The sequence below is a fragment of the Devosia sp. genome (assembly GCF_014860165.1).
GTDB lineage: Bacteria > Pseudomonadota > Alphaproteobacteria > Rhizobiales > Devosiaceae > Devosia.
On the sequence record NZ_JACZKG010000049.1, the window covers coordinates 22,546 to 47,535 of the forward strand.

Here is a 24,990-nt window from a genome sequence, read left to right on the forward strand (position 1 = left end):
CCGATCGACGGTGAGCAACAGTGGTGCGCAGGAATTGCGCTCGACTTCGGCGGCGAGGGGAGGGTTCTATGGCGCTTCCGATCCGGTTCGTCAGGTCTAGTGTGATCTCCCGGACGGCGTACCGGCCTGCCGAAGACGAACGCCGCGCCCCCCGGTCTCGCTGCGCGCGTATTCGCTGATCAACTCGATACCGTCGCGAGCCAGGGCATCGACCACCTTGGTCAGCGTGTCGATGTTGCCGCGCACATTGCCGTCACTGGCCTCCATGCGCTGAATGGTCGGCACGGAAACACCTGAAATCTGCGCCAGTGTTTTTTGGTCGATGCCCAATAGCGCCCGCGCGGCTCTCAGCTGTGCAGCCGTGATCATTCAATTCCCCTCGCGCCATCCACTTGTGGATATGGTATAATCTCCACAAAATGACGTTTCAAGCTTCATTATTGAGTGATTAGCAATATCGTGCCCGACGTGACGACGCTCGTGTGGTATGGGAGACAGCACATGGTATCAGGGACCATCAGGCGAGCCCTCGGGGGTCTACTCTCACATGAGACCGGCAGTGCGTGAAGTTTGGGAGGTGGTAAAGACAGGCGTCATTCTGGCGGTCCTGATCCTGTCTGTTTGGCTGGTCCTGATTGCGACGATGGGTGTCAACGTTTACTCGATCATCCTCGCCGTCACGTCTGCGGCCCTGATCCGGCATGCTGTGGGAAGGGGCAATGGGAGGTGAGTGGCAAGAATCCCGTGGAGTCTGTCAATCGGCTCGACCTCGTTTGGCGTGGTCCCCGGCGTCGACCTCACATCATGAACATCCTGGACCCACATTTGTCGCCGAATTCGCACGGGGGGTTTCCCAAGCGTTGCAAGCGGGTGTGATCAGCCAGAGCGCCTTGCCTGGGTGCCAGCGAGTGCAAACCGCACGCCGCGTCCACCGCCGTCGCCGCGCATATATCTCCAATCAGTTCAATGCCAGCATGATTGAGCGCGTCTACCACTTTGCTCAGCGTGTCGATGATGCCGCGGACGTTGCCGCCGCTCGCCTCCATGCGCCGGATTGTCGGCAGAGACACACCGGCAAGGCGGACCAGTGTCTTCTGGTCGATGACCCAAAGCGCGTCGCCAGCACGCAGCTGTATGGCGGTGATCATCATATTCCCCTTGCACAAACCCCCAGGTCCAATGGTACAAGCAAGCGAAGTTGATGTCTCAAGCATCGTTATTGAGCGATTGGAGCTAAGTCGGAGGCCCTATGTCTACTGCACGCATCGCATCAAGCGCCCGCATTGTGTTTAATGACGGCCAAACCACCGTGTCCTGCACGGTGCACCAATTAACCGAAAGCGGCGCAACTCTTCAGGTTCATTCTGTTTTCGGCATTCCCAGCGCGTTCCGACTGGCGCTGAGTGAAACCACGCAACACCCCTGCTGGGTGGTCCGGAAGGGCGCCAAGGAGCTGAAGGTCGCCTTTACTGATTGGCAGCCCGCCGCCGAGGCCCTGGGAGCGTGAAGCGTGCACATGCGGCACACACCTTGGGACCGGCTTTGACCTCGACTATTCTGATCCTGCAGAATGAACGCCTGTATGCCGACTATGTGGAGCAGATGTTTGTCGAGCTTGGCTTCACGGTCGGAGGTGCATTCTGCACCGCAGGCGATGCGAAGCGTTGGCTGGTGGATCATGAACCAGATGTCGCTGTTATCGACGCCGAAGTGCAGGACGGTGACTGCATAGAACTGGCGCGACGTTTGAAGGCCAGAGGTGTGCCTTTCGTGGTCTACTCCACGGTCACGCCCATTGGCAAATCGGCCCACCCGCTACTTTCTACGGGTACGTTCCTGAAGAAGCCTGCCAACCGGGCCGCCTTGTTAGCCTCGGTAACGGGCGTCCTGGATGGGTCTCAAGCTTGAAGGCAGTTTCCGAGGGCTCTATTCAAATCTCGACCCGAAGCGCGCGGGGGACGGTCCACTCCGCGCTAGTATTGACGCATTTCGAAGATCGCAAATCTCACTAGGCGGCAGTAGCGGCATGGAATAATGATCCTGTTGGAACGTATTCGAAGTGGCGCTGGGGATATCCAGATACTGGAAACCAAGCTCCATCGCTCACTGGTTTACAAGCAAGGCGGCTGTTGCCAAAGCGAAGCCGACGCCGATGGTATTAGCCTCTGCTCCTACATCCACGGGATATTTGGTCTACTGGCTCAATCGACTCCGAGCAGCGTTCTGATGATTGGCTGCGGCGGGGGGAGTCTGGCGACGATGCTCGCCACCAAGGGTGTCCAAGTCACAATCGTCGACGTCAACCCGCACGCCTTCGACATCGCGCGGCGCTATTTCAACCTGCCGAACGACGTGCGATGTCAATTGGCAGATGGCAGGGATTCCTGCGCGACAACCCCGACCGCTATGACGCCATTGTGATGGACGCCTATGTTGGTGCGTTCGTGCCCCAGCACCTGCGGTCGATGAGCTTCTTCCGGCTGGCGCAAACCCGACTTGAGGATGGTGGATGCCTGATCGCCAATGTGTTCACAGAGCATGATTTCGACGCGGCGCCGGATGTCGCCGCGACGGCGATGGGCGAAGTGTGGGATGACGTCCGTGTCCTCGATATTAGAGGGATGCAACACCGCAATGCCTTGGTCATGGCAGGCGATGTCGCCTATTTGCAGGAGCCGGAACTGCTCATGCGGCCCTTGGCCGGGATCTCGGAAATACTGCACGACATTCACCGTTGGCGGTTCCGCAAGTGGCGCCTGCGGGTGTCGTGAGTGCAGCAGTTTGGTCCACTCTACGTTTGCTAGGAAACCAGGTGTCCGGTCCAGGAAGCTCACCCTTCGTCAAAGGCATGCCAGAGCTGCCGGTCTGCAACGCCCCCTACCCTGCCCGGCAGCTACGCGCCCCATTCCAGCCGTTGAACCACGTTCGGCGAGTTCCCAAAAGCGGATGGGCCGCTCGATCGCCAGTGAGGTCTGCAACGGGGTGGATTGCGGACTGTCGGCTCCTGGATGTGGAATTGGGTAAGCCGTCCTTTTCCCTAGCCTCACAATCGCGATACGGTGACCATGTCTGGGTTGAGGGAGGAACAGATGCGCGTCAACGGATCGTGTCACTGTGGGGCAATAACCTTTGATGCGGATATTGATCCGGAAAAGGTTCGCATATGCCACTGCACTGATTGCCAGCAACTATCGGGCACTGCCTTCCGTGTCATGGTTCCGTGCTCGGAGAGTGACTTTCATCTGAGAACAGGCGAGCCCAAGATTTACGTGAAGACGGCCGAGAGTGGTAGGCGCCGCCAGCAGGCGTTCTGCGGGAACTGTGGCTCGCCTATCTACGCAACATCGGACGAGCCGAAAGGCGCAAGAAGCCTCGGGCTTCGGATTGGCGTTCTGGCGCAAAGACGTGAGCTTATGCCAAGACGACAATTCTGGTTTCGGTCAGTTCTTCCATGGCTACCGCCACTCCCTGGCATTGCCGAAGACGGGACTTCCTATAAGCAGTAGCGCAGACTCGACCGTTCTGGGGTGGGTAGCTGACTGGCTGCTTTTGAGGCCACAAGGCTCAGTAGCTGACGTTCATGCCTTGGGGAGATAGGTTTTCCGTATGTCAGCATGATAGCATCAAGAACATCTTGGATCGGTGGCTGGAATGCGAGTGACGTTGTCTTCTCTGTTCTTGATTTTGCCCCTCGGTGGATGCGCACAAATTCCCGAACATCCTGCTAGCGTGTATTTTGATCGCCTCATTCAGGCGATATCGGCGGATGACTACGCGCCACATGACCTCCTCGAACCCAGGTCTCCAGCCGACGAGCAAGATATAGTCACCGAGCTTGTTGCAGACGGCTTTGAACCCCAGCGGAACGGTGGATCGGCAAACCAGCTCGGTTACATCGAGTGCGAGGATCTTTCATACGTCAAGGTCGGAGTGAGTGATCAGCAGTTCTCATACCACCTGAGGCTATCCTGGGGGGGCCTTCTTTCGGAGGCCTTCTACATAGACATTTATCGAGACATCGATTGCAAACTGCTCTCCATCTCGGGCGCAAGGTTCAGACAAGCTATGTAGCCTGTCACGGCTGAACCGCACGTCAGGCTCGAATGACCCTTTGGGGGTGGCTTGCAGACAAGCAGCTTTTGGCGATCTAGCCGGAGAGAGCCGACATCGGAACCCAGAACATGATCGCGGACCCACCGGCAAATGCCTGCGGGCATTGATGGATGCATTAGGTGCTCAATTGCTTGCCGCGGATCGAGTTCAGGCCCAGCGGCCCGGGAGTTTGGACCTGAGGCGCGAAACCGCGAAATCGAGGAAGCTGCGCATCTTGAGCGGCATCCGGCCGTGGCTGGCGTGGACCAAGTTGATCGGCAGCGGCTCCGGCTCATACTCCTCGAGTATCGTCCGGAGGTCACCTCGGACAATCGCCGCATCTGCCTGATAGTGAAGAACCCTCGTCGCGCCGATACCGGCTATGGCGGCATCGACCGCGGCCTCCGCCGTCGTAACCGACAGACGCACATTGACCGGCACGTCGCTGACGCCCTTCAATCGTGGCGCCGAGAACCGCCAGTCAGATGCCGGCGTGAGGAGATCGAAGCTCACGCAGGGCAGGCTCGAGAGGTCTTGAGGAGACGTCGGGGTGCCATGCCCGGCGAGCAGCGCAGGGCTGGCGCAGATTACGGTGCGCATGGTGCCAATCCGCGTCGCAACCATCGAACTGTCGGGAAGGGGCCCGATCCGCACCGCCATGTCGACGTGATCATCGACCAAGTGCACGTTGCGGTCGGTCAGCACCAGCTGGATGTTGATCTCGGGAAAAGTCGCGAGAAACTCGGTTACGACGGGCAGGACGTGCAACCGACCGAACAAGATCGGCGCGGTCAACACGAGTTCGCCCCTAGGCATTATGAATTCGCCAGCCGCAATGCGCTCGGCATCGTCGACCTGCTCGAGGATTCGTCGAGCGGCATCGACATAGGCGAGGCCCGAGTTGGTCAGGCTTAGTTTGCGTGTCGTGCGGACCAGGAGACGCGTGCCCAGGACGGCCTCAAGTTCGGAGATCTTGCGACTGAGCGTCGGTAGTGGCACGCCGAGTTTGCGACCAGCGGCGGACATGCTTCCGCTCTCGACCGTGAGCACCAGCATGGACATTGCTTCAAGTCGATCCATCGAACTTTCCGTTCTCAGCGTGTTTGGCGATATCTCGCGAGCATCGGCCGGACGATATCGGCACGTTCCATACCTAAGGACTATTCCATAAATTGGAAGGGTGTTTCTCGAAATGGGCCAATTATGCACTTTGGCGAAGAGGCCCATCTTCCCGTCACCGAGCTGCTCCCGGTTCGGACCGACAGGAAAAAGTGTTATGACCCGCATCACCATCCCGACCCGTGACGAAGCTCCCGAGGCGTCCAAGCCGCTGCTTGACGCAGTCCATGCCAAGCTCGGCGTCGTTCCCAACCTCTTCCGCCTGATCGCCAAGAGCCCTGCTGCTCTCACCGGATATCTCGGCTTCAATGGCGCTCTGACCAAAGCACTCGACGTCAAGACCCGCGAGCGGATCGCGATCGCGGTCGCCCAGGTCAACGGCTGCGACTACTGCCTCTCGGCGCACACCTATCTCGGCCTTAACCTCGCAAAGATCAGCCCGGAAGAGGTCGCGCTCAACCGCATGGGACGTTCGTCCGATCCACGCGCCGACGCCGCAGTGGCCTTCGCAGCCAAGATGGCGCGGGAGCGCGGCCACGTCACCGACGCTGACATCTCCGCTGTACGCGGGGCCGGTTACACGGATGCGCAGATCGTCGAGATCGTCGCGCTCGTCGCCGACAATGTGTTCACGAACTTTCTGAACGAGGTAGCTGCAACGGAAATCGACTTTCCCATAGTGCGCAGCGCCGAAGCAGCTTGACGCCCGGCGGGCCGGAGTTCCGCCGCTCCGGCCCGTCCTCGCAGCGACGGAGCGACCATGGCCTACGGTTTTCTCGACATCGCGGTCACCCCCAGCGTCAAGGCAGCGCAGGCGTCTATGAACAGCGACAGGATCTGGACCGACTTCAAGGGCCGCCGCGAGTTTGACCGGTTCACGGAGAACGAGGCCGCCTTCATTGCCGCGCGCGACAGCTTCTACATGGCCAGCGTCTCCGAGACGGGTTGGCCATATGTCCAGCATCGCGGCGGTCCCGCCGGATTCCTCAAGGTGATTGACGCGAAGACGCTGGCCTTCGCCGACTACCGTGGCAACCGCCAATATATCAGCTTGGGGAATCTCTCCACGGATGACCGGGTGGCGTTGATCCTGATGGACTATGCCGGTCGCCAGCGGCTGAAGATCTATGCCCGGCTAGACGTCGTCGCGCTCGACGCCGACCAAGCGCTCGCGGCGCAAGTGACGATCCCTGGATACAAGGCGGCACAGGAACGCATTCTCAAGCTCCGCCTCGAGGCGTTCGACTGGAACTGTCCCCAGCATATCACCCCGCGCTTTACCGAAGCCGAGATCGCGGTGGCCGTGAACTCGCTCAGCGAACGGGTCGCGGCGCTCCAAGCCGCAAACGATACTCTGCGGGCGCAGCTCGCTCAACGAGGAGACTGACGATGGAAGCCGAACGCCCGCCACTGCCGCCGTTCACTATGGAGAGTGCGACGGAGAAGGTCCGCCTCGCCGAGGATGGCTGGAACAGCAGAGACCCCGCGCGGGTCTCGTTGGCCTACACGCCTGACAGCCAGTGGCGTAACCGGGCCGACTTCCTCCAGGGAAGGGACGCGATCGTTGCGTTCCTCACGCGCAAGTGGGAACGCGAGCACGAATACCGTCTGATCAAGGAACTGTGGGGCTTCCGGGAGAACCGCATGGCAGTCCGCTTCGCCTATGAATGGCACGACGGTTCAGGAGACTGGTTCCGCTCGTACGGCAACGAGCTCTGGGAATTCGACGGACGCGGCCTGATGCGACGTCGGATCGCCAGCATCAACGATGCGCCGATCACCGATGCCGAGCGGAAGTATCGCTGGCCGCAAGGGCGGCGGCCGGACGATCACCCCGGGCTGAGCGACCTTGGGTTCTAGGCGGCTCGCGCGGTCGCGGTTCACCGGGCAGCTAACAGATCAGATCGCCAAGACCCGCCAAATGATGAAGCGCCGGCCGTTTGAGCAATCGATGTACGATGCGTTGTCGGCTGCCTTGCAGCCAAGTGGCCGGCGGAAGCCCGATCTAACGTGACGCCGTCGTGCCGTGGCTATTATGATAGGGATGCAAACGGATAGTGCAATGGCAGCTTTGGGGAGATTCCTGGCTGGTCCGAAACGGCTGAAAAGGGGTCGCCAGCGGTCCGGCGGCTTTGACGGCACGATGATTGCCAGTGCCCGTGGCTCGGAGGGGGTGGATACCTGCCCGACCGCTTCTGGACGGCGGAGTTGGGAAAGCGGACGTCCAGGTGGCCGCCGCACTTCGACCGCTGCGCGCCCCATTTTGGTCATTCAGAACGAGTTTGTGCTTTCCCGAAAGCTGCCGCCGCTCATCCTCTGGTTGAGGTCAATCGCTAAGCAGCATGTTGCCAGGCTTCCTGCAACTTGCTCCGCACAAACTCATCCACATCCTTCTCCGACCAGAGCTCGATATGGTGGGTGAAGCGGCCCTTGGAGGGCCCAACCGCCTCGGCCACCGCCGACACGGTCACGGAATAGGCGTCGAGCAGGGAAGCGTCTTGGACAGCGGGGGCAAGGGCATCAAGCATGGCGGAGGTCCACAGGATTTGATGCTGGTGATGTGGGAGGCCCCAGCCGCCGCCACAACCTGCCCATTTGGGCGGCTTTCGAATGGGCGGTGGGCGGCGCACCTTCACATCAAGTGCTTCAACCCGCGGTGTCCTCCATGTCCGATCTGCTCAATCTCTCCAACGCACTCTCCGCTCTCGCCGCCAGTGTCGCGCCCCGTATCATCGCAGTGGAAGGCGGCGATGGCCACCAGGTCAGCGGCTTCATCTGGCGCAGCGGCCTTGCCGTCACGGCGCATGAAGTGCTCGAGGGTGAGGACGAGGCCGAGGTCCTGCTGGCCGATGGTCGCGTGCTCAAGGCAGCCATTGCCGGTCGCGATCCTTCGACCGATGTCGCCCTGCTCAAATTTGAAACCGGCGAATTCGCCGACTGGCCCACCGCCGATGTGGTCCTGCCTGGCTCGCTCGCCTTGGTCGCCGGCCGCAGCGAAGCATCGCTGATCGCCAGTCTTGCCTCGATCACCGAGGTCGGGCCGGCCTGGCGCAGCATGCGCGGGGGCGACATCGCCGCGCGCATCACACTGGGTCTGCGCCTCAGTGGTCACACCGAGGGCGGCGCCGTCGTTGCGCCGGACGGCTCGCTTGCGGGCATGGCAGTCACCGGCGCCGGCCGTCGGGCCATCGCCATTCCGGCCACGACGATCGCCCGCTCCGTCGCTACGCTCGCCGACAAGGGCTATGTGCCGCGCGGTTGGCTCGGCGTAATGCTGCATCCGCTCGGCAAGGGTGGCGGCGCCATCATCGTCGGGCTGGAATCCGATAGCCCGGCCGAACACGCGGGATTGCTGGTCGGCGACATCATCACCACATGGAATGGCGAGGCGATCAATTCGGTCGGCGCGATTTCCGATCGCCTTGGCACGGGCGCCGTTGGCGCCAAGGTCAACCTGGGAGTGCAGCGAGGCGGTAATGCCGAGCAATACGATATCGCGATCGGCGAGCGCCCGCGCCGCTGAGCGCGTCTGGCAGGGCGCCAAGGGCATTCATCTCGTTCTCGACGATGATGCCCTCGGTGCGGCCTTGCGCCTAGCCCTGTCCGATCGAGCCGATCTCGTGGAGACGGGTCCCGACGATGCCTCGGTGGTGATCACCGATCGCGATCTGCCCGACTTTTCCGGCGCCGCCCGCGACCGCGTACTCCGCGTCGGCCCGGGCAGTGAAGGGCGCAACGGTATAGACGCCATCGAACCGTCGCTGATCCTGTCGGCCGGGGCGGTGATCGCCGCCGGCTATGCCATCGAGCCGGTGGCCACCGAAGCCAGCAATCCCGATCGCGCCCCGATCCACCTCAGCCATCGCGAGCATCAGGTCGCGGCGCTACTGGTTGATGGTGCCTCCAACAAGCTGATCGTCCGCCAGCTCGACATATCGGTCCACACCGCCAAATTCCACGTCACCGCCGTGCTCGACAAGCTCGGCGCCCGCAACCGCGCCGATGCCGTGGCGCTCATCCTGCGCGAAGGTCTCGTCGCGCTGTAACCATGCCCCCTGCGGCGACAACTGAGCTGCTGCCGGTTCGGTGGACACGAAGTTAGGCTAGCTTAGCTTGCTCTTCGCATTCCACGGGGCTCAGATAACCCAGTGTCGAGTGTTAGCACCTCGGGTTGTAGAAGCGCTCGATATAGTCGAACACGTCGGCCATGCACATGCTTCATCACGTCTTACTCGGTGAAGCTAACATCGCAGGGGCAGCAAAAGTCTACGATGCGATGCTTGCGCCGCTCTGCTATGTCCGCGTCTGAGCTGCCCGCCGATCACCACGCCGCCATGGCGTTCCGTACCTTTGTGATGAAGCCACCCAGTTGGTCCGGCGTACAGTTGTTCATGTCGTAGAGCGCCAGGTATTGCGGCGGCGTCTTGGTGCGAAAGGTAGCCCAGCCCCAGCGCAGGGCGAGGCGGCGTGGTGGATCGCCCATGACGAAGCTGCGCCAGCGGTCACCGCCATACGTCGTCACGAAGGCGGCCTTCTTGATGTTGGAAAGGCCGGGGACGAGTTTGCCGCGATCGCCGTCCTTCATGGTGAAGGACACGCCGGGCAGGAAGATACGGTCGAAATAGCCCTTGAGAATAGCCGGATAGCCATAGTTCCAAACCGGATGGACGATCACCAGCCCCTCGGCCGCCTTAAGGCGCTCGACATAGGGCCGCGTCAGGTCCGTCAGGTTCCCCGGCACGTCATGATAACCCAGCCTTTCCTCGCGGCTGAGAACGGCAGGGAAGTCCTCCTCGTAGAGGTTGAGCGCATCGACGCTGTGGCCGGCGGCGCTCAGTCCTTCGACGGCCGCGTGGAACAGGGCACGGTTGAAACTGGTCTCGACCGGATGGGCATGGATGACGTGGACACGCATCAGGCACTCTGCCGAACCGTGTTGAGACCATCGAATAGCCAGGCCTTGCCGGCGTTGAAGTCGAAATCAGGGTTCTCCCAGGCCACCATCTTGCCGGGATTGAGAATGCCCTTGGGATCGGCCTCGCGCTTGAAGGCGAGCTGTTTCTGGTCCGTCCGCTTCATCCCACCTTCCTCGAGCGTATAGCGGTGCGGATTGAAGACATTGCAGTCATTGTCTTCGTGGATGCGGATGATTTCCTCGAGCCGCTCCTCGGTCGTGTAGCGCACCAGCGGCAGGCCGGCGAAAGTCACCTCGCCATCCTGCCGTGTCATTTCGATATGCATGGGCAACTCGTCGCCCAGAATCTCGACGATCCTTTGCACATGATTGATCGTCGGATACCGCGTCTGCAGATAAGTGATGCTCGGATCGACCTTGAGCGCCCGCAACGTCGTGTGGTTCCAGGCCAGTTCATAGACCGGCGGCAGCCGCTTGCGCTCGTCCTCGCTGGCGAGGTCCGATCGATAGCGGATGTCGCCCCCTTGGTGGCTCACGAACAGGACCAACGCCTCCACCGCGACTGGCGCCACCATGATCAGCACCACCGATTGCCCCTCCTTGAGATAGGGTTTGTGACGGTTGAAATAGGCCTCCGGAATGGGGGCGGCGCAGGGCGAGACCTCCTTGACCAGGAGCCCATCCTGCAGCGCCACCGCCTCGGCAAAGCGCGCCGCATCCATGAACTGGTCAAAGCCGACGATGACATCCACCCAGTCATGTGCCGGCGCCAGCGGCATTTCAGCTTCGACGATGATGCCATTGGTGCCATAGGCATGCGCAACCTTGAGAATATCCTCGCCCTTGAGATCCAGCTCGCGCGGCTCGGCCTCGCAGGTGACGATCTTGAGCCCAAGAATGCTTCCGAGATTGCGCAGGCCACCCCAGCGGACCGATCCGACGCCACCTGAACCGCCAGCGATGAAACCGCCCAGCGAGGCCATGCGATAGGTCGATGGGTGGAAGCGCAGTTCACCACCCACGGCCGCCTTGGTTTCGTGGTCCATGGCCTCCAGCACTGCGCCGGCCTGCGCCCGCACCCGGTCGGGCTTGATCTCGAGCACCTTGTCCATGTTCATCAGATTGAGCATGGCACCGCCCGAAAGCGGCATGGCCTGGCCGTAGTTGCCGGTCCCGGCGCCGCGCGGCGTGATGGCCACGCCATGCTTGTAGGCGGCGCGCAGCACGGTTTTCACCTCTTCGGTCGAGCGCGGCGACACCACGACCTCCGCTGTCACGTGATCGAGCTTTTGCTTGAGCACCGGGGAATACCAGTAATGGTCGCGGCTGCGCTGCTGCACGATGCGCGGATTGTCTTCCTGCGGAATGTCACCCAGTTCGGGGCGAAAGTCGGAAATGCTCATTTGGGTCCCATAAGGTCGTCGAGTTCTCGATAGTCGGGCAGGGTCGTGTCCACGGCCTTGCCGGCGCGGATCACGGTGCGGTCTGCTTGCGGCCGGCTCATCAATTCGGTCCAGTTGCGGCCCTTCATCACCACCAGGTCGGCGACTTCGCCGGGGCTGATTTCGGCGCCATAGGCAAATCCGGCAACGGCGGCGGGGTCGGACGACACTACCCGCACCCAGGCAAAGGCGTCACTCTGCGGATGATCGAAGTGGAGAATACGGGCGCCCTCGCGCAACACCTCGAACCCGTCGAGATCGCCATAGGCATAGAAGGGGTCGCGGGTATTGTCCGAGGCTATGGCGACGCGAACGCCGGCGGCCTTCAATTCATTGACCAGCGTCACGCCGCGCCAGCGCGGCGTCCTGACGCCATCGGCATTGTCACGGTCCTGCAGATACATGTTGCACATGGGAAGCGACACCACGGCAATGCCGGCCCGCGCCACCTTGTCGATCACCCGCTTGGTGGTCTCCGTGTCCTGCACCGCCAGCGAGCAGCAATGCCCAGCGACGACCGATCCGGTAAAGCCACTCTCGATCACCGCGTCAGCCAGGCATTCGAGCGCATTGGCCTTGGGGTCCGGGCTTTCGTCGGTATGAAGATCGATATCGAGGCCCAGCTCGCCCGCCATTGCCACGAGCTTGCGCATGATAGTGGGGTTTTCCAGATGCACGGCGGTCGAGCCGCCCAGAATCCCGCCCGCCGCCTTGGCGGTCGTTGCAATGGCCCTCAAGGCCGCATCATCAAGGATGGTGTCCGGCCCCATCAGGCCCGCAGCCTGCAGCTCGATCCGCCCGGCCCAGCGCTCGCGCATGGCCGCGAACACGTCCCAGGTGATTTCATGCTGCGGCGGGGCCATGTCGAGATGGGTGCGGATGGCCGCCGTGCCATGGGCGTAGGCGCAGCGCAGCGAAAAATCCATGCGCCGCTCGACATCCGTGGCCGCCCAATTGGCCTCGCGGTCTTCCAGCACCGCCATCAGCGCGCCGATCCAGGTCCCATCCGGATTCTGTTTACGCGGCCAGATATGGCCCTTGTCGAGATGCGTGTGCAGGTCCGCGAAGGCCGGCATCACGATGTCGCCGCGCAGGTCGAGGCGCTGCGGCAGGCTTGCCGATCCGGCCGGGCCGATAGCGGCAATCTTCGCATCGGCAATGGTGATGTCTACCAGGTCCAGCGCCCCGGAGGCCGCATCGCCCATCACCGAGATGGGCACGGCGACATTGGCCAACACATAGTGTCCATCGGCGGGAATAGAGAGGGTCACGTCAATTCTCCCGCTTCATGGCGCTCTCGTGCCAGCGATGCAGCAGCAGCCAGGCGATGAAGGATGTGGCCGCAAAGATGGCGACGCCAGTGATCATCAGCAGGATCAGTGCCGCGTAAAGGCGCGGATAATTGAGCCGGTAACCCGATTCCAGGAGCCGGAAAGCGAGCCCTGAACCCTTGCCCGCCGACCCGGCCGCGAACTCGGCCACGACGGCGGCGATCAGCGAGAGACCGCCGCCGATCCTGAGGCCCGCCGCGAAATAGGGAAGGGAAGCGGGCAGCTTGAGATAGAGCAAGGTCTGCCAGCGATTGGCGCCATAGAGCTCGAACAGGTTCAGCAGGTTATGGTCGACGCTTTTGAGACCCGCCACCATGTTGGACAGGATCGGGAAGAAGGCGACCACGAAGGCGCAGGTCAGCAGCGCCGACTGGGTATCGGGCATGTAGATGATCAGCAGCGGCGCGATGGCAATCATCGGCGTCACCTGCAGGATGACGGCAAAGGGGAAGATGGCCAGCTCGATCCATTTGCTTTGCACCAGGATGATGGCGAGACCCACGCCCCCGATCAGCGCGATGGCCAGCGCCAGGAAGGTGATGCGCAGCGTCACCAGCAGCGACGGCGAAAGCGTGCCCCAATCAGTGTAAAGGGCCATGATGACATCGCCCGGCGCCGGCATGATGTAGCGCGGTACCTGATTGACTGTGATGTGCATTTGCCAGAGGCCGATGGCGAGCAGCACCATGGTCACCGGAATGACCACGCGCAGCACCCGTTCGACCAGGCTGGTGCGCTGGACCGCGATGGCCACGGCGCTGTCGGTTCCGGCTTCGGCAATGTTGGCAGTCTGGATGGCGTCGGTCATTTGCCCTGCGCTCCCAGCATAATGGCTTCCTGCAAGGCGCGGGAAACCCGGTCCGTGGTGGCGCGATACTCTTCCGACGTCCGGTAATGAGCGTCGCGGACGGCGGAAGTTTCGATGGCAAGATCGGCGCAGACCTGGCCCGGCCGGGCGCGCATCACCACGATGCGGTTGGAGAGGAAGGCGCTTTCGAACACCGAATGGGTCACGAAGATCACGGTAATGCCGGTCTCGCGCCAGAGGCGCAGCACGTCGTCATTGAGTTTCTGGCGGGTGATTTCGTCGAGCGCCGCAAAGGGTTCGTCCATCAACAGCAGGCGAGGCTTGGTGACGAGGGCACGGGCGATGGAGACGCGCATCTTCATGCCGCCCGAGAGTTCGCGCGGATAGGATTTTTCGAAGTCGCCCAGGCCCACCGAGGCCAGTGCCTCCACAATGCGGGGGCGGGCGGCGCTTTTGCTGACGCCATTGAGCCGCAGCGGCAGATAGACGTTGTCCAGCACCGTGGCCCAGGGCAGCAGCGTCGGCTCCTGGAACACGAAGCCGACATCGCCCTCGGGCAGGCCGCGCGCATTGATGCGCGAACTGGGCCAGTCGATGCTGCCCGAGGAGGCGGCCCCCAGACCGGCAATGATGCGCAGGGCGGTGGATTTGCCGCAGCCCGAGGGGCCTAGAAGGCTGAGGAATTCGCCACGCCGGACGTCGAGCGTCATGTCCTTGAGGGCCAGCGTGCCATTGGAGAATAGCTTGCTCACATGGCGCATCGAGACAACGGTGCGCTCCGGAGCGGTTTCGGCCCGAACGGCGGCCGGTTCGATAACGTCAGTCAAAATACCAAACCCGGTCTAGGGTCAAAGCGGCGCGGGCAGGATTGCCCGCGCCGGCAGGGGAAATGGTTACATCAGGTCCATACCCAGGCCCTGACAGACATATTCAGTCGTATAGGCTTGGGAGATGTCGAGCCCGGCCTCGTACACGCCGACTTCGACCATCTTGTCGTAGAATTCCTGCCAGTGGGCGTCGGTCATGCAGCCAATGCCCAGGGTCTCGGCGTCGCCGGAAACCACGATGCCATATTCCTTCATCTTGGCGATGCCATAGGCGATCTGGTCGTCGGTCATTTCCGGATTGTCGGCCTTGATCAGCTCATTGGCCGCGGCATTGTCGCCGTAGAGGTAGTTGTACCAGCCGATGATCGTGGCTTCGACGAAGCGCTTGGCGATGTCGGGGTTCTCGTCGACCCAGGGCTTCATGGCTTCGATCGTGGTCGAGTAGGGGGTGTAGCCCTGGTCGGCCAGCAGCCAGACATCGGGGGCAAAGCCCGCCTCGCGCTCGATGGCGAGCGGTTCCGAGGTCAGGTACCCCTGCTGGATTGCCATGTCGTCGGCCAGGAAGGAGGCCGGGTTGAACTGGTAGGGCTCGTATTTCTCATCCACGAAATCGGGCCATTCCGTCTTCATCCAGGTGAAATAGGAGGTGAAGCCGTCCGCGCCCAGGATGTATTTCGACGCGCCGGCCAGCTCCGGGAAGCTCGCAAACTTGCCCGGATGCGACATCAGGATTTGCGGGTCCTTCTGGAAGATCGCAGCCAGGGTGATGGTCGGGATCTGTTCCTTGACGGCGTTGATAGCGCCCGAGGCGCCGCCCATGTAGAACTGCACCTGGCCCGAGACCAGCATCGGCCGGCCCGGCGATTGCGGCCCGCCCTGCATGATGGTCACGTCGAGCCCGTATTCCGCATAGGTGCCGTCGGCGACGGCCTGATAGTAGCCGCCATGTTCGGCCTGGGCCAGCCAGTTGGTGGCAAAAGTCACCGCGTCGAGATCCTGCGCCATGGCCGGTGAAGCGGTCAAGGCCAGCGCGGCGACGAGTATGGATTTGGTTGAAATGTGCATTGATGCGCTCCCTGCGCCGCGCCTCTGGCGTCGCGGCATTGTGTCGGACGGCTGGGGCCGCCAAGGAGCTACCTTTCGACAAGCAGCATCGCATGTGAAGCTAAAATTTAGGCAGAAGTTAGGAATGCCTGCCATGCGTGCAAATTATGGATTGTAGGCTGGCCAAGCTGACGAGAGCGACCTAGCATGCGCACCAACGATCAAGGCCTCCATGTTCACTCCCCTCAGTCCATCCAGCATCCACCCGCCCTTCGCGCCCTATAGCCACGGCGTGGTCGTTCCAGCGGGCCAGAAGCTGGTTTTCTGCTCTGGGCAGTTGGGCATTGATGCAGCAGGCACGGTCCCACCCGATTGCGCGGGCCAGGCAAAACTCTGCTTCGACAATATCGCTGCCATCCTGGCCGAGGCGGGCCTTGGTCTTTCCGACATTATTCGCATCAATGCCTATGTGACCGGGCGCGAGCACCTCGCCGCCTACATGGGCGTGCGCAATGCGCTCTTCGGTGAGCCGTTTCCGACCTCGACCTTGATGATCGTATCTGGCTTCGCCCGTCCCGAATTCGTGGTCGAGATCGAAGCCATCGCCGCCGGCCCCGCCTGAGGACAATGTCATGAGAAAAATCTGGTGGACTGACTTCGCCGCCCGCGAATTTGACGGCATCGATCCCAACAAGACCATCGCCATCCTGCCCATCGCAGCTGTGGAACAGCACGGACCGCACCTGCCGGTGGGCACCGACACCATCATTAACCAGTCGATGATGGAACTGCTGGTCGAGCGTGCTCCACCCGACATGGACATCCGCATCCTGCCGGTTCAGGCCATTGGCAAGTCCAACGAGCACATCTGGGCCAAGGGGACGATCACCCACAAAGCGACCAATCTCATTGCCGCATGGACCCAGATCGGCCTCGAAGTGGCTCGCGCCGGCGTCAAGAAAATCGTCTTCGTTAATTCCCATGGCGGCAACGAGGAAATCATGGGCATCGTCGCCCGCGAGTTGCGCGTCGAGGCCGGCATGTTGGCGGTCAAGAGCGGCTGGCGCTTCGGCGCGCCCGAGGGCGTGCTGAGCGATCTAGAACGCCGCCACGGCATTCACGGCGGTGATGCTGAAACCTCGCTGATCCTGCATTTCCGCCCTGATCTGGTGGACATGTCGCGGGCCGGGAACTTTCCCTCGATTGCGGCGCGCGACGAGCAGGAATTCAAGTATCTGCGACCTACCGGAGCCTTCGGCCACGTCTATGCCTGGATCGCCTCGGACATCAATCCGTCCGGCGCAGTCGGCGAGGCAGCCCTGGCCACAGCCGAAAAAGGGCGGCTCATTGCCGAGCGCAATGTTGCAGGCATGCTGGAGGTGCTTGCAGAGGTGGAAGGCGCGCTGCTACCGGAGCACCACTAGCGGACCCGGCAACTTCCGCTAATTCCCGACTATCGTCAGCTATTCGTTGTCAGCGCTCCAAACCTGCCCGTCGCCAAACGGCCCCGGCTCAGCCGTTGGGCGGGAGCTAAAAGAACGGCAGGTTTTGGGCCGCGGCCCGAGTAGCCGGAACGGCGACATAGGGGTCGATAGCAGCCCCGTTGAACAGCCACTTCGTTTCTCCTTCGGCCATTTCGGCCAGAGGAGAACAATCATGGGTATTTCTGAGTATGACCCCGCTGCAGCACTAAGGTCGGCATGGAATGCGGGCAAACAGGTCGGCGCCAAGCGTGCGCTGAAAGTTCGGCAGATTTGGTCGATCCGATTCTTCCTCGATCGCGAGGGACGAATGAGAGATCGAGCGCTGTTCGACTTGGCGATCGACAGCAAGCTGCGCGGCTGTGATCTGGTGAAGATCAAGATCGGTACCCTGGTCTCCGGTCCAACCATTCGTGCCAGGTCAATGGTGATCCAGCAGAAAACCGGTCGCCCGGTTCAGTTCGAGATCACCTCTGATGCTCGGACCAGTCTGCTGGCTTGGCTTGAGCGCCGAGGCGGCACGATCGAAGACTTTGCCTTTCCAAGCCGGGCCAATCCGGCGGGGCATTTGAGCACGCGCCAATACGCGAGGCTGGTCGACGAGTGGGTAGTAGCCATTGGTCTGCGGCCAGAAGAGTACGGCACCCACTCGCTTCGGCGGACTAAAGCATCCCTCATCTACAAAGCGACGGGGAACTTGCGGGCGGTCCAGCTGCTGCTTGGACACAGTAAGATCGAGAACACCGTTCGGTATCTCGGGGTTTACGTCGATGACGCATTGTCCTTAGCGGAAGCAACTGAGATCTGACACGAGCCTTTGCCGACGATCAAAACGCCACGTCGGCGAAGCGCCCCATTTCAGTCACTCAGGCCGCCGTTTCGATTTCCTGAAACCTGCCGGTCAGACAAGGGGGATAGAGTGAGAACGACAGGCCTGGATGGAATAGCGACAATTTTCATGGCTTTTGAAACGGCATGGTGATTCCGACCCGCTATGCGTTGGTTATCGACGAAATTGTGTTCGGCGATACCGGTCCATTCGTGAGGGATCCTTGGCTAAGCCGCTGCAATCGAGTGCCGCCGCACCAACCGCCGCAGAATACCCCGACAACGAGGGCATAGAGCGGCGCCGACACCCGCGCTATCGCATGGACGCCCCCGAGGAAGAACCCGTGCAGGTCAGCCCGCAGGTCGATCGGCGCCAGCGCGAGCGGCGCACCATCGACGAGATGCGTGCCGAGTTGCAGCGCGTCTATGTCGCTCCGGTCAATCCCGGCACTCGCGGTAGCTGGTTCGGCCGGTTCAACGTCAAACCCACACGCATCTTGCTTCTGCTCGTGGCCCTCATGGCCGGCGGCATGGCCGCCTATCTTGCCACCGCAGGATCACGATCTGCCGTTGCCGAGGCGTCCGCTGAGGCTGTGCCGGAGGTCGTCAAGGAGCCGCGCATCCGTGTGCTGGTGGCCAAGACCGCGATCGGCATCGGCCAGCAATTGCTTCCCGCTTCCATCGGTTGGGAAGAATGGCCTGAGGGCTCGATCCTTGCTGACTACATCACCGCAGAGGCCACGCCCGAAGCGGCGGAAAACCTGTCGGACGCCGTGGCCCGCTTTGCATTCTTCCCCGGCGACCCGATCCGCGACCAGAAGCTGGTGCGCGACGCACAGGGTTATCTCTCCGCCGTGCTCGAACCCGGCATGCGGGGTGTTTCTGTCTCGGTTTCGGCGCTAACCGGGTCTGGCGGGTTCATCAGCCCCAATGACCATGTCGATGTGCTGCTGACCCGCAACCTTCCTGGAGCCGAAGCGTCAGAAACCGTGCTGCGCAACGTTCGCGTCCTGGCCATCAATGCCAGGCTGGGCGAGACCGGATCGACCGGTGCCTCCGAAGAGCAGGAGAGCGGGCGAGCCCCGATATTCAGTGAGGCCATCGCCACGCTTGAACTCGACGAGACCGGCGCGCAGGTGATCATCGGCGCCTCTGCCCTGGGCCGCCTGACTCTCGTTCTGCGCGCCATGAGCGACTTCGGCGAGGCGGAAAACACCGGGGACCTGCGGGCCAACCAGGCGATCCGGCTGACCAGCCCGTTCTGGACATCGATGGGCACCGCGCTGGTGCGGTGAGGCCGCCGGAAAGCGGTGTTAAGTGGGCATTGACGGCACCCTGATAGCTTTGAATGAACATCACGATGGCGGAGTTGGGTACGGTGACACAGTTGGTCCTGGGGAAGAGAGGTGGCACTCCGTTGATGCGCACCTGCGGTCGCCTCGGTCGTACCGCCTGCGTTGCTTTGGCATTGGCGCTGACCACACTGGCCCCCGCCGTCCCTGCCCTCGCGCAGACGGTCAATTACGATATCGCCAGCACCTCGGTCATGAGGATCAACCTACCTGTCTCGCAGGCGGTGACAGTGACGGTCTCGGGCGCGGTCGGCAAGGTGGTGTCGGCCGATGCCGCCATTGCCGACGCCCAGATGATCACCAACAAGTCCCTCTACCTCATCGGCAAGTCCTTCGGCACCACGACCGTGAACCTGTTTTCCGATGTGGGTGAACCGATCGGCCTGCTGGCGGTCGAAGTGGGCGCCGATACGGCCGACATGACCAGCGCCATCCGATCGGCGGTGCCGAATTCGGATGTTCGCGTCAGCACGGTGAACGGACGCGTACGCCTCTCGGGCTCGGTGAGCGATGAAGGCTCCATGCAGAAAGTACTGCAGATCGTCGACCAGTATGGCAGCCCTAGCGTGATCAACACCATCACCCTGGCCGGCGGCCAACAGGTCAATCTCGAGGTTCGGATACTCGAAGCGCAACGTGACGCCGGGCGGCAGCTTGGTATCCAGTGGGGCGGCACGGTCGGTGGAGTTTCGGCCAATATCAGCGGCGGCCCCAACAATCCCGCTGGCAGCGCCGCTTCGTTCTCGTCCTTCGCCACCAGCGTGCTGGCTGGCCTCACGGGCGTGAGCCTGACCGCGACCATCAATGCCCTCGAGGCCAAGAGCCTCGTTCGCACCCTGGCCGAACCGAACCTGACCACGCTGTCAGGCGTCAAGGCAAGCTTCTTGGCCGGTGGCCAGGTCCCCATCCGGGTCTCGGATGGCGACGGCGGCGCGACCATCGAATATCGCGACTTCGGCGTGCGCCTGGTGTTCACGCCCATCGTGCTCGATGGCGACCGCATCCAGATCCAGTTGACGCCCGAAGTAAGCAGCATCGGCGCGATGACCGCCGCCGGCGATCCTGTTTTCAGCACCCGCACGCTCGATGCGACGGTGGAACTGCGCGATGGGCAGAGCTTTTCCGTGGCCGGCCTGCTGCAGGCAAGCTCCAACACCAGTCAGAACCAATTGCCCTGGATTGGTGATGTTCCCATCCTCGGGGCGCTGTTCAGGTCGTCGAGCTACCAGAAGAATGACACCGAGCTGGTGGTCATTGTCACGCCGCGCCTGGTCCAGCCGGCAACGCCCGGACAACTGCTGGCCACACCGCTGGACGGAACCGCCCCCGCCACTGATGCCGAGTTCTTCCTGCTTGGCCAGATGGAGGTCACGCCCAAGTTGATCCAGAACCTTGAAGCCAGGGCCAGCGTCAACGGCGCCTTCGGCTACATGATCGACCTCGGCCTGGGTGAGACCAATTGATGGCGCGGCTTGTCCTGAAAGGCGGAGCGGCGCTGGCCATTGCCCTGCTCGCCACCGGCTGCACCTATGACCACCTGCAGCGCACCGACCGAGTCGCGTTTCGAGCCGGCAATGCGGTGCGGGCCAACATGGCCATCCAGACGGTCAACCCGTCCAAGGGCTCGCAATATGTCACGACCGGCCTTGGCGCCAACGGTAACGTGATGCCAGTCGCTCCGGCCCAGCCCTGATCGCCGGACCGCGGTGGCAGCCCGGGTCAGGCCCGGGTCGCAGCGCTGGTCAACATCTGGATGTTGTTGGCGATCAGCACGTTGTCGGGATCAAGGCTGAGCGCACGACGGAAATTGGTCAGCGCCGCCGTCAGGTTGCCGCGCAGCATGTAGGAATAGCCCACATTGTTGTAGTATTGCGCGGTGTCGCCCGAGAGCTGGTGGAGGCTGGCATAAACCCGGTCCGAGAGGTCGAACCGGCCCAGCCGGTCGTAGGAGGCACCGAGCCCGACATAGCCTTCAGTGTTCTTGGGCGAGAGTTCGACAACACGCTGGTAGAACGCGGCCGAATAGCCAAAGTCATTGTTGCGGAAGTGGGTCCTGGCCTCGGCCAGCGCCGCTTCGGGCGTCGTCGGCTGGCGACCGGACAGATCGGCGACCTGTTGCTTGGAATTGCCAAACGCACTCGCGCCAAGGCCGCCTGTGGCGCAGCCGGACAGCGGCACCACCGCCATCAGCGCGACCAGGATTCCCGAGCGCAAAACACTACTGCAGCAGCGATACATGCCGATGCCCCTCTAACCCCGCCGCGACCAAAGAAGGGTCGTAGCTCCGCGATCCGAACTTAGTCGATCCCAGCGTTAATCATCGTAAATGCGGCGGGGAACTCTGGAATCAGGCTTACCGGACCGTAAAAACCCGGAACTCATGTATTGAGGGTCACCCGGCGGATAGGCTTCCATAGGTTGCCGCCGCAAAGAGATGTGTGAATGTCCGTTATTCGGTCCGGATCGTGCCCTTTTGCGTAGTGTAACTGAGGCTTGGCCTCCACGCATTTCCGGATTGGTCGGACTGGTTAGCGTGCGGGCACTGCCGGCAAGCTGACGAGGGATCATCGCTCAATGGGGCGACGGATTCCAGTGTCATATATATCTGGCGCGCTGGACGGCCCATTCATCGTTCTGTTCGAGCAGGATGGCGCCCACGAGGCGGACGATGGCGTCCTCGTTGGGAAATTGCCTGCGCCCTCGGTCCGACGCTTCACCTCGCCATTGGCGCGCTCGATTGGGTTGTTGCTGTGCAGCTGGTCCGGTGCGCTCCTTGGGGAAGCTCATAGGGTTGTCCCCACCGGGGATGGGCCTCCATTTTCGGCAGCGCTCGCATCCACGACACCGTCAAGATCGAAGAACGAGTCGTGGCGGCCCAACAGCATCATCGACGGTGACTGATGGGTCCAAGCGTCCGGGCAATTGCATTAGTGGAAGTCACCTGCGGCGGTTAGCACTAATTGAAGGGGCGGCTGACTGCCGAATTCGTCCCAGAACCGGACGAGCCGCTCCCGGCCCCTACCCTGCCCTTCCGCTTGGCGCCCCAAACCGGTCATCCGACCCGCCTTGGGCGCTTCCTGGAAGCTGTCATCAAGGTTTAGGTCGTTTCAACGTCGAGTATGCGGAGGGGACGGTTGCTTGTTGAGGAAATCGAGAACAGGCCGCTTCCATAAAGTTTGCGTCCGATCGCCGCCTCACATACCTTTGAAAGCGAATGCGAGCCTATCCTATGGCACACTTTCCAAAGCAGGAAGACTGCAGGGGAGACTGACCGTGAGGCGCATGCCGCCTGACAACGGGTCGAGCGTCACCCCTCCGCCAAGCGAAGCAGCGCGCTGGCGCATATTGCCCAGTCCATTGCCACTGGTGGTCGGCAGGTCACTGCGTCCGTCATTCTCGACGGTGATACGAGCGGAGCCGTCCTCTGCTCGTTCACCCGTGACGGTAATGCGCTGCGCCGGACCGTGCTTGATGGCGTTCGTTACAGCCTCCTGAAGAATGCGCAGAAGCGCGAGCGCGTGGCCCGGGGTGACGCCGGCGATGGCGGGGAGGCGGTCCATCGACCATTCCATCGCGATATTGAGGCGGCGCAACTGCAACGAGACGCGCTCGCGGAAATAGGCGAGCGCTACGGGAATGTCCTCGTCTCCAATATCGAGCGACTGGATCACGAGGCGCAGATCGTCTAGGGCTTCGCGCGCCGTCTTTTCGATATCCGGATTCTCCGCGTTTTCGGCCTGGGCGATGATCGAGACGATATGGCCGGACAAGCCGTCATGCAGGTCTCGCGTCAGGCGCTGGCGCTCCTGCTCGCGGGCAATGTCGGCGGAAAGTTGAGTTTCATGTGCATGGGCTCTGGCAAGCTCCTCCTGCTGTTCATTGAGCCCGATGCGCATGGTTTCATTGGCAGCATCGAGCGTGTCGAGGGACTGCGTCAACCGTCGGAACAAGATGACCGCCAGCCCTGTGATCAGAAATATCTGCGGATAGAGAAGCAGGATGGCGCCGCGATCATAGACCCCGGCGATGCTGGCAGCATCGACAAACACATAGAAGATGATGGCCTCGATCCCCATCATGACCAGGGCGAATTCCTTATTGCGGGTCGCGCGGAACGCCCGCCTGAGTGCGAGGGCAGTCGCCACCAGCCAGCCTATCGAGACGAAGACGAACGCAACGCCCAGCGGCCGGAAATAAGGATAGACCATCAGGGCAACGAGGATGACCGCCGACCAGGAAAACGCGACGGGGATCAGCCAGCGCGGCCGCTGCCGACCGACCATGGCGCAGGCCAGGCCGAAAAGAATCATGCTGGAGAAGCTACCAACGCTGGTCACCACTATGGACGAGATGCCTGCGCGCAGCACATCGAACGGATTCATGCTTGCCAGATTGGTCAGCGTGAGGCTCACGCCCATCAGGCAGAACCAGCCGTAGACGGCATCGCGCCGGGCCAGCCAGAGACCGGCGACGCCGATAGTGAGCAGGATGTACAGGGCTAGAACGCCGATTCGCTGCAGGTCCACCAGGAAGGCGAGAAGCCGGTAGTTGGGCAGGATCTGTTCGCTGGTTCCAAGATAGGCAGCTGCCAGATAACCGATCCTGAACCCCCCTTCGCGCGTCATGTGCACGCTAAGTACGTTCGTTCCGAGTTCGAGGGCGTTTTCAGGCAGGCGTGCAAGATGGGGCATCTCGTAAAGCGGGGCGGCCCAGGGTTGCGCGTGCACCACGAAGAGGTCCTGCCCGTTGAGCTGGACATGCGGGGTGAGGCGCGTCAGGGGGATCAGCAGATATTGCGCCCGTTCTCGCTCCTCTTCGTCGCGGAGCGTGAAGGTCAACCTGTATTCTACCTCATGCAAGCCCGCCGAAATGTCACGCGGCCAGGAATGGGGCAGGCTCACCGACTGGGGTGCCGCGCCATCGAGGGCAAAACTGGCTTGGTCGATGGTCAAAGCATCCGGCGTCGGCAACTGCACCAGGAGTGGAAGCATGGCCAGTATGACGAGGCCGACAAGGCCCGCAGCTCGGCCGATGATGTGTGCCCGACCCGTCATGTCTATCGCGGCAGGATGCCGCGTTCGCGCGCCTCGAACACGGCCTGCGAGCGGTTGTTCACGCTAAGCTTGCGGTAGATGTTGCGGATGTGGACGGGAACGGTGTTGCGGGAGATTTCGAGACGCGCGGCGATCTCCTCATAGGTCAGGCCCCGGGCGATGTGGTTGAGTATCTCCATTTCGCGCACCGTGAGATCTGACGGCGCGTCGGGCGTCCCGTCATGGGTCTCATGGCCAGCAAGGCGGCGCACCAAGAGGCGTGCAATGCTCGATGAAATCGGGGAGCGGCCCGCCAGGAGATCTTTGACCGCCTCGAGCAGATCGATAGCGTAGGCATCCTTGTGCAGATAGCCGGCGGCGCCGGCCTCGATGGCGTCGAGTACGGTGCGTTGGTCGGCAAGCACCGAGATGACCATGGCCTCCGCATCGGGCGAGATGTCCTTCAAGCGGCGGATTGCTTCTATGCCGGTGCCGTCGGGCAAGCGCAGATCGGTAATCAGCAGGTCGACAGTTTCCCGCTCGATCACCTGTTTTGCATCGAAAAGCGTTCCACAGGCCGCAATGAGGCTTCCTTGGTCCCAGCCTTCGAGGATTCGGGCAAGCCGGTTGCGCACCGGCACATCATCCTCGACAAGAAGGACGCGCCAGTTGGTCTTATTCTCGGTCCTCTCCGACGCCTCCCGGGCCATATTTGCCG

At 62.0% G+C, this 24,990-nt stretch carries 28 protein-coding genes and 2 pseudogenes; 16 read left to right on the top strand and 14 right to left on the bottom strand.

The genetic code is table 11. The annotated features are described in order from the left end of the window. Positions 1–96: 96 nt before the first annotated feature. Positions 97–369, bottom strand: coding sequence for a helix-turn-helix transcriptional regulator (locus tag IH615_RS11825; RefSeq protein ID WP_291362077.1), 273 nt, complete (start codon positions 367–369; stop codon positions 97–99). A gap of 507 nt (positions 370–876) precedes the next feature. Further along, a pseudogene (locus IH615_RS11830) lies at positions 877–1,148 on the bottom strand (transcriptional regulator). A gap of 101 nt (positions 1,149–1,249) precedes the next feature. Between IH615_RS11830 and IH615_RS11835 the strand changes: the two are divergent. The 5 genes from IH615_RS11835 (at position 1,250) to IH615_RS11855 (ending at position 3,506) form a co-directional block, all read left to right on the top strand. Further along, a complete protein-coding gene (locus IH615_RS11835; protein WP_291362078.1) occupies positions 1,250–1,507 on the top strand; it encodes a hypothetical protein in 258 nt (85 codons plus the stop codon). 35 nt (positions 1,508–1,542) lie between these two features. Beyond that, positions 1,543–1,908 (top strand): response regulator, encoded by a 366-nt coding sequence (locus tag IH615_RS11840; RefSeq protein ID WP_291362079.1) that lies wholly within the window; start codon positions 1,543–1,545, stop codon positions 1,906–1,908. Positions 1,909–2,034: 126 nt separating this feature from the next. Beyond that, entirely contained in the window at positions 2,035–2,421 is a 387-nt protein-coding gene (locus IH615_RS11845) for a methyltransferase domain-containing protein (RefSeq protein ID WP_291362080.1), read from the top strand. Continuing rightward, a complete protein-coding gene (locus IH615_RS11850; protein ID WP_291362081.1) occupies positions 2,358–2,771 on the top strand; it encodes a fused MFS/spermidine synthase in 414 nt (137 codons plus the stop codon). Before IH615_RS11845 ends, IH615_RS11850 begins: the two co-directional genes overlap by 64 nt. A gap of 318 nt (positions 2,772–3,089) precedes the next feature. Continuing rightward, positions 3,090–3,506, top strand: coding sequence for a GFA family protein (locus IH615_RS11855; RefSeq protein WP_291362082.1), 417 nt, complete (start codon positions 3,090–3,092; stop codon positions 3,504–3,506). Positions 3,507–4,260: 754 nt separating this feature from the next. Here IH615_RS11855 and IH615_RS11860 read toward each other — a convergent pair. Next, a complete protein-coding gene (locus tag IH615_RS11860; RefSeq protein WP_291362083.1) occupies positions 4,261–5,172 on the bottom strand; it encodes a LysR family transcriptional regulator in 912 nt (303 codons plus the stop codon). A gap of 196 nt (positions 5,173–5,368) precedes the next feature. Between IH615_RS11860 and IH615_RS11865 the strand changes: the two genes are divergently transcribed. Genes IH615_RS11865 through IH615_RS11875 form a run of 3 tightly spaced genes read left to right on the top strand, consistent with a single transcriptional unit; the run spans position 5,369 to position 7,071 of the window. Further along, the gene (locus IH615_RS11865) at positions 5,369–5,914 is read left to right on the top strand and encodes a peroxidase-related enzyme (protein ID WP_291362084.1); all 546 of its coding nucleotides are present in this window, start codon (positions 5,369–5,371) and stop codon (positions 5,912–5,914) included. Positions 5,915–5,971: 57 nt separating this feature from the next. Continuing rightward, entirely contained in the window at positions 5,972–6,598 is a 627-nt protein-coding gene (locus tag IH615_RS11870; protein WP_291362085.1) for a pyridoxamine 5'-phosphate oxidase family protein, read from the top strand. Positions 6,599–6,600: 2 nt separating this feature from the next. Then, positions 6,601–7,071 carry a nuclear transport factor 2 family protein gene (locus IH615_RS11875; protein WP_291362086.1) on the top strand — a complete coding sequence of 157 codons (471 nt, stop codon included), beginning with the start codon at positions 6,601–6,603 and terminating at the stop codon, positions 7,069–7,071. Positions 7,072–7,544: 473 nt separating this feature from the next. Here IH615_RS11875 and IH615_RS11880 read toward each other — a convergent pair whose 3' ends face one another. Beyond that, on the bottom strand, positions 7,545–7,739 hold the full coding sequence (locus IH615_RS11880; protein ID WP_291362087.1) for a hypothetical protein: 195 nt from the start codon (positions 7,737–7,739) through the stop codon (positions 7,545–7,547). 137 nt (positions 7,740–7,876) lie between these two features. Between IH615_RS11880 and IH615_RS11885 the strand changes: the two genes are divergently transcribed. Next, positions 7,877–8,734, top strand: coding sequence for a S1C family serine protease (locus IH615_RS11885; protein WP_291362088.1), 858 nt, complete (start codon positions 7,877–7,879; stop codon positions 8,732–8,734). After that, the gene (locus IH615_RS11890) at positions 8,688–9,257 is read left to right on the top strand and encodes a LuxR C-terminal-related transcriptional regulator (RefSeq protein WP_291362089.1); all 570 of its coding nucleotides are present in this window, start codon (positions 8,688–8,690) and stop codon (positions 9,255–9,257) included. Before IH615_RS11885 ends, IH615_RS11890 begins: the two co-directional genes overlap by 47 nt. 275 nt (positions 9,258–9,532) lie before the next feature. On the opposite strand, the gene IH615_RS11895 is transcribed toward IH615_RS11890, so the two are convergent. The 6 genes from IH615_RS11895 to IH615_RS11920 all read right to left on the bottom strand — a co-directional run bounded on the left by IH615_RS11895 (position 9,533) and on the right by IH615_RS11920 (position 15,599). Next, positions 9,533–10,126 (bottom strand): NAD(P)H-dependent oxidoreductase, encoded by a 594-nt coding sequence (locus tag IH615_RS11895; RefSeq protein ID WP_291362090.1) that lies wholly within the window; start codon positions 10,124–10,126, stop codon positions 9,533–9,535. Beyond that, positions 10,126–11,529: an FAD-binding oxidoreductase gene (locus IH615_RS11900; protein WP_291362091.1), complete on the bottom strand. Its 1,404-nt coding sequence runs from the start codon at positions 11,527–11,529 to the stop codon at positions 10,126–10,128. Before IH615_RS11900 ends, IH615_RS11895 begins: the two co-directional genes overlap by 1 nt. Then, a complete protein-coding gene (locus IH615_RS11905; protein ID WP_291362092.1) occupies positions 11,526–12,839 on the bottom strand; it encodes a cytosine deaminase in 1,314 nt (437 codons plus the stop codon). The genes IH615_RS11900 and IH615_RS11905 overlap by 4 nt, the downstream gene beginning before the upstream one ends. A gap of 1 nt (position 12,840) precedes the next feature. Further along, on the bottom strand, positions 12,841–13,707 hold the full coding sequence (locus IH615_RS11910) for an ABC transporter permease (protein WP_291362093.1): 867 nt from the start codon (positions 13,705–13,707) through the stop codon (positions 12,841–12,843). Then, a complete protein-coding gene (locus IH615_RS11915; protein ID WP_291362094.1) occupies positions 13,704–14,534 on the bottom strand; it encodes an ABC transporter ATP-binding protein in 831 nt (276 codons plus the stop codon). Before IH615_RS11915 ends, IH615_RS11910 begins: the two co-directional genes overlap by 4 nt. A gap of 66 nt (positions 14,535–14,600) precedes the next feature. Continuing rightward, positions 14,601–15,599: an ABC transporter substrate-binding protein gene (locus IH615_RS11920; protein WP_291362095.1), complete on the bottom strand. Its 999-nt coding sequence runs from the start codon at positions 15,597–15,599 to the stop codon at positions 14,601–14,603. A 211-nt stretch (positions 15,600–15,810) separates the two neighbouring features. Between IH615_RS11920 and IH615_RS11925 the strand changes: the two genes are divergently transcribed. The 6 genes from IH615_RS11925 (at position 15,811) to IH615_RS11950 (ending at position 20,932) form a co-directional block, all read left to right on the top strand. Continuing rightward, positions 15,811–16,200: a RidA family protein gene (locus tag IH615_RS11925; RefSeq protein WP_291362096.1), complete on the top strand. Its 390-nt coding sequence runs from the start codon at positions 15,811–15,813 to the stop codon at positions 16,198–16,200. Positions 16,201–16,210: 10 nt separating this feature from the next. Then, positions 16,211–17,002 (top strand): creatininase family protein, encoded by a 792-nt coding sequence (locus IH615_RS11930; RefSeq protein ID WP_291362097.1) that lies wholly within the window; start codon positions 16,211–16,213, stop codon positions 17,000–17,002. A gap of 232 nt (positions 17,003–17,234) precedes the next feature. After that, positions 17,235–17,867 (top strand): tyrosine-type recombinase/integrase, encoded by a 633-nt coding sequence (locus IH615_RS11935; protein WP_291362098.1) that lies wholly within the window; start codon positions 17,235–17,237, stop codon positions 17,865–17,867. 244 nt (positions 17,868–18,111) lie between these two features. Then, positions 18,112–19,182, top strand: a complete 1,071-nt coding sequence (gene cpaB, locus IH615_RS11940; RefSeq protein ID WP_291362099.1) for a Flp pilus assembly protein CpaB — start codon at positions 18,112–18,114, stop codon at positions 19,180–19,182. 53 nt (positions 19,183–19,235) lie between these two features. Beyond that, positions 19,236–20,702, top strand: coding sequence for a type II and III secretion system protein family protein (locus tag IH615_RS11945; protein WP_291362100.1), 1,467 nt, complete (start codon positions 19,236–19,238; stop codon positions 20,700–20,702). After that, on the top strand, positions 20,702–20,932 hold the full coding sequence (locus IH615_RS11950) for a hypothetical protein (RefSeq protein ID WP_291362101.1): 231 nt from the start codon (positions 20,702–20,704) through the stop codon (positions 20,930–20,932). The genes IH615_RS11945 and IH615_RS11950 overlap by 1 nt, the downstream gene beginning before the upstream one ends. Before the next feature lie 26 nt (positions 20,933–20,958). On the opposite strand, the gene IH615_RS11955 is transcribed toward IH615_RS11950, so the two are convergent. The 4 genes and pseudogenes from IH615_RS11955 to IH615_RS11970 form a co-directional block, all read right to left on the bottom strand. Then, on the bottom strand, positions 20,959–21,453 hold the full coding sequence (locus tag IH615_RS11955; RefSeq protein ID WP_291362102.1) for a tetratricopeptide repeat protein: 495 nt from the start codon (positions 21,451–21,453) through the stop codon (positions 20,959–20,961). Positions 21,454–21,767: 314 nt separating this feature from the next. Beyond that, positions 21,768–21,998 (bottom strand): annotated as a pseudogene (locus IH615_RS11960) (transposase); the annotation flags it as partial. Between the two features lie 468 nt (positions 21,999–22,466). Next, entirely contained in the window at positions 22,467–24,293 is a 1,827-nt protein-coding gene (locus IH615_RS11965; RefSeq protein ID WP_291362103.1) for an ATP-binding protein, read from the bottom strand. Between the two features lie 2 nt (positions 24,294–24,295). Next, on the bottom strand, positions 24,296–24,982 hold the full coding sequence (locus tag IH615_RS11970; protein ID WP_291362104.1) for a response regulator transcription factor: 687 nt from the start codon (positions 24,980–24,982) through the stop codon (positions 24,296–24,298). Positions 24,983–24,990 lie beyond the last annotated feature (8 nt).

Bases quoted from the DNA above. Each gene is read 5' to 3' on its own strand.
- IH615_RS11850 (WP_291362081.1), top strand. From the start codon at position 2,358: ATGTCAATTGGCAGATGGCAGGGATTCCTGCGCGACAACCCCGACCGC.
- IH615_RS11845 (WP_291362080.1), top strand. From the start codon at position 2,035: ATGATCCTGTTGGAACGTATTCGAAGTGGCGCTGGGGATATCCAGATA.
- IH615_RS11875 (WP_291362086.1), top strand. From the start codon at position 6,601: ATGGAAGCCGAACGCCCGCCACTGCCGCCGTTCACTATGGAGAGTGCG.
- IH615_RS11920 (WP_291362095.1), bottom strand. From the start codon at position 15,599: ATGCACATTTCAACCAAATCCATACTCGTCGCCGCGCTGGCCTTGACC.
- IH615_RS11970 (WP_291362104.1), bottom strand. From the start codon at position 24,982: ATGGCCCGGGAGGCGTCGGAGAGGACCGAGAATAAGACCAACTGGCGC.
- IH615_RS11855 (WP_291362082.1), top strand. From the start codon at position 3,090: ATGCGCGTCAACGGATCGTGTCACTGTGGGGCAATAACCTTTGATGCG.
- IH615_RS11825 (WP_291362077.1), bottom strand. From the start codon at position 369: ATGATCACGGCTGCACAGCTGAGAGCCGCGCGGGCGCTATTGGGCATC.
- IH615_RS11895 (WP_291362090.1), bottom strand. From the start codon at position 10,126: ATGCGTGTCCACGTCATCCATGCCCATCCGGTCGAGACCAGTTTCAAC.
- IH615_RS11950 (WP_291362101.1), top strand. From the start codon at position 20,702: ATGGCGCGGCTTGTCCTGAAAGGCGGAGCGGCGCTGGCCATTGCCCTG.
- IH615_RS11925 (WP_291362096.1), top strand. From the start codon at position 15,811: ATGTTCACTCCCCTCAGTCCATCCAGCATCCACCCGCCCTTCGCGCCC.
- IH615_RS11860 (WP_291362083.1), bottom strand. From the start codon at position 5,172: ATGGATCGACTTGAAGCAATGTCCATGCTGGTGCTCACGGTCGAGAGC.
- IH615_RS11835 (WP_291362078.1), top strand. From the start codon at position 1,250: ATGTCTACTGCACGCATCGCATCAAGCGCCCGCATTGTGTTTAATGAC.
- IH615_RS11900 (WP_291362091.1), bottom strand. From the start codon at position 11,529: ATGAGCATTTCCGACTTTCGCCCCGAACTGGGTGACATTCCGCAGGAA.
- IH615_RS11890 (WP_291362089.1), top strand. From the start codon at position 8,688: ATGCCGAGCAATACGATATCGCGATCGGCGAGCGCCCGCGCCGCTGAG.
- IH615_RS11885 (WP_291362088.1), top strand. From the start codon at position 7,877: ATGTCCGATCTGCTCAATCTCTCCAACGCACTCTCCGCTCTCGCCGCC.
- IH615_RS11910 (WP_291362093.1), bottom strand. From the start codon at position 13,707: ATGACCGACGCCATCCAGACTGCCAACATTGCCGAAGCCGGAACCGAC.
- IH615_RS11945 (WP_291362100.1), top strand. From the start codon at position 19,236: ATGAACATCACGATGGCGGAGTTGGGTACGGTGACACAGTTGGTCCTG.
- IH615_RS11935 (WP_291362098.1), top strand. From the start codon at position 17,235: ATGGGTATTTCTGAGTATGACCCCGCTGCAGCACTAAGGTCGGCATGG.
- IH615_RS11870 (WP_291362085.1), top strand. From the start codon at position 5,972: ATGGCCTACGGTTTTCTCGACATCGCGGTCACCCCCAGCGTCAAGGCA.
- IH615_RS11965 (WP_291362103.1), bottom strand. From the start codon at position 24,293: ATGACGGGTCGGGCACACATCATCGGCCGAGCTGCGGGCCTTGTCGGC.
- IH615_RS11880 (WP_291362087.1), bottom strand. From the start codon at position 7,739: ATGCTTGATGCCCTTGCCCCCGCTGTCCAAGACGCTTCCCTGCTCGAC.
- IH615_RS11930 (WP_291362097.1), top strand. From the start codon at position 16,211: ATGAGAAAAATCTGGTGGACTGACTTCGCCGCCCGCGAATTTGACGGC.
- IH615_RS11865 (WP_291362084.1), top strand. From the start codon at position 5,369: ATGACCCGCATCACCATCCCGACCCGTGACGAAGCTCCCGAGGCGTCC.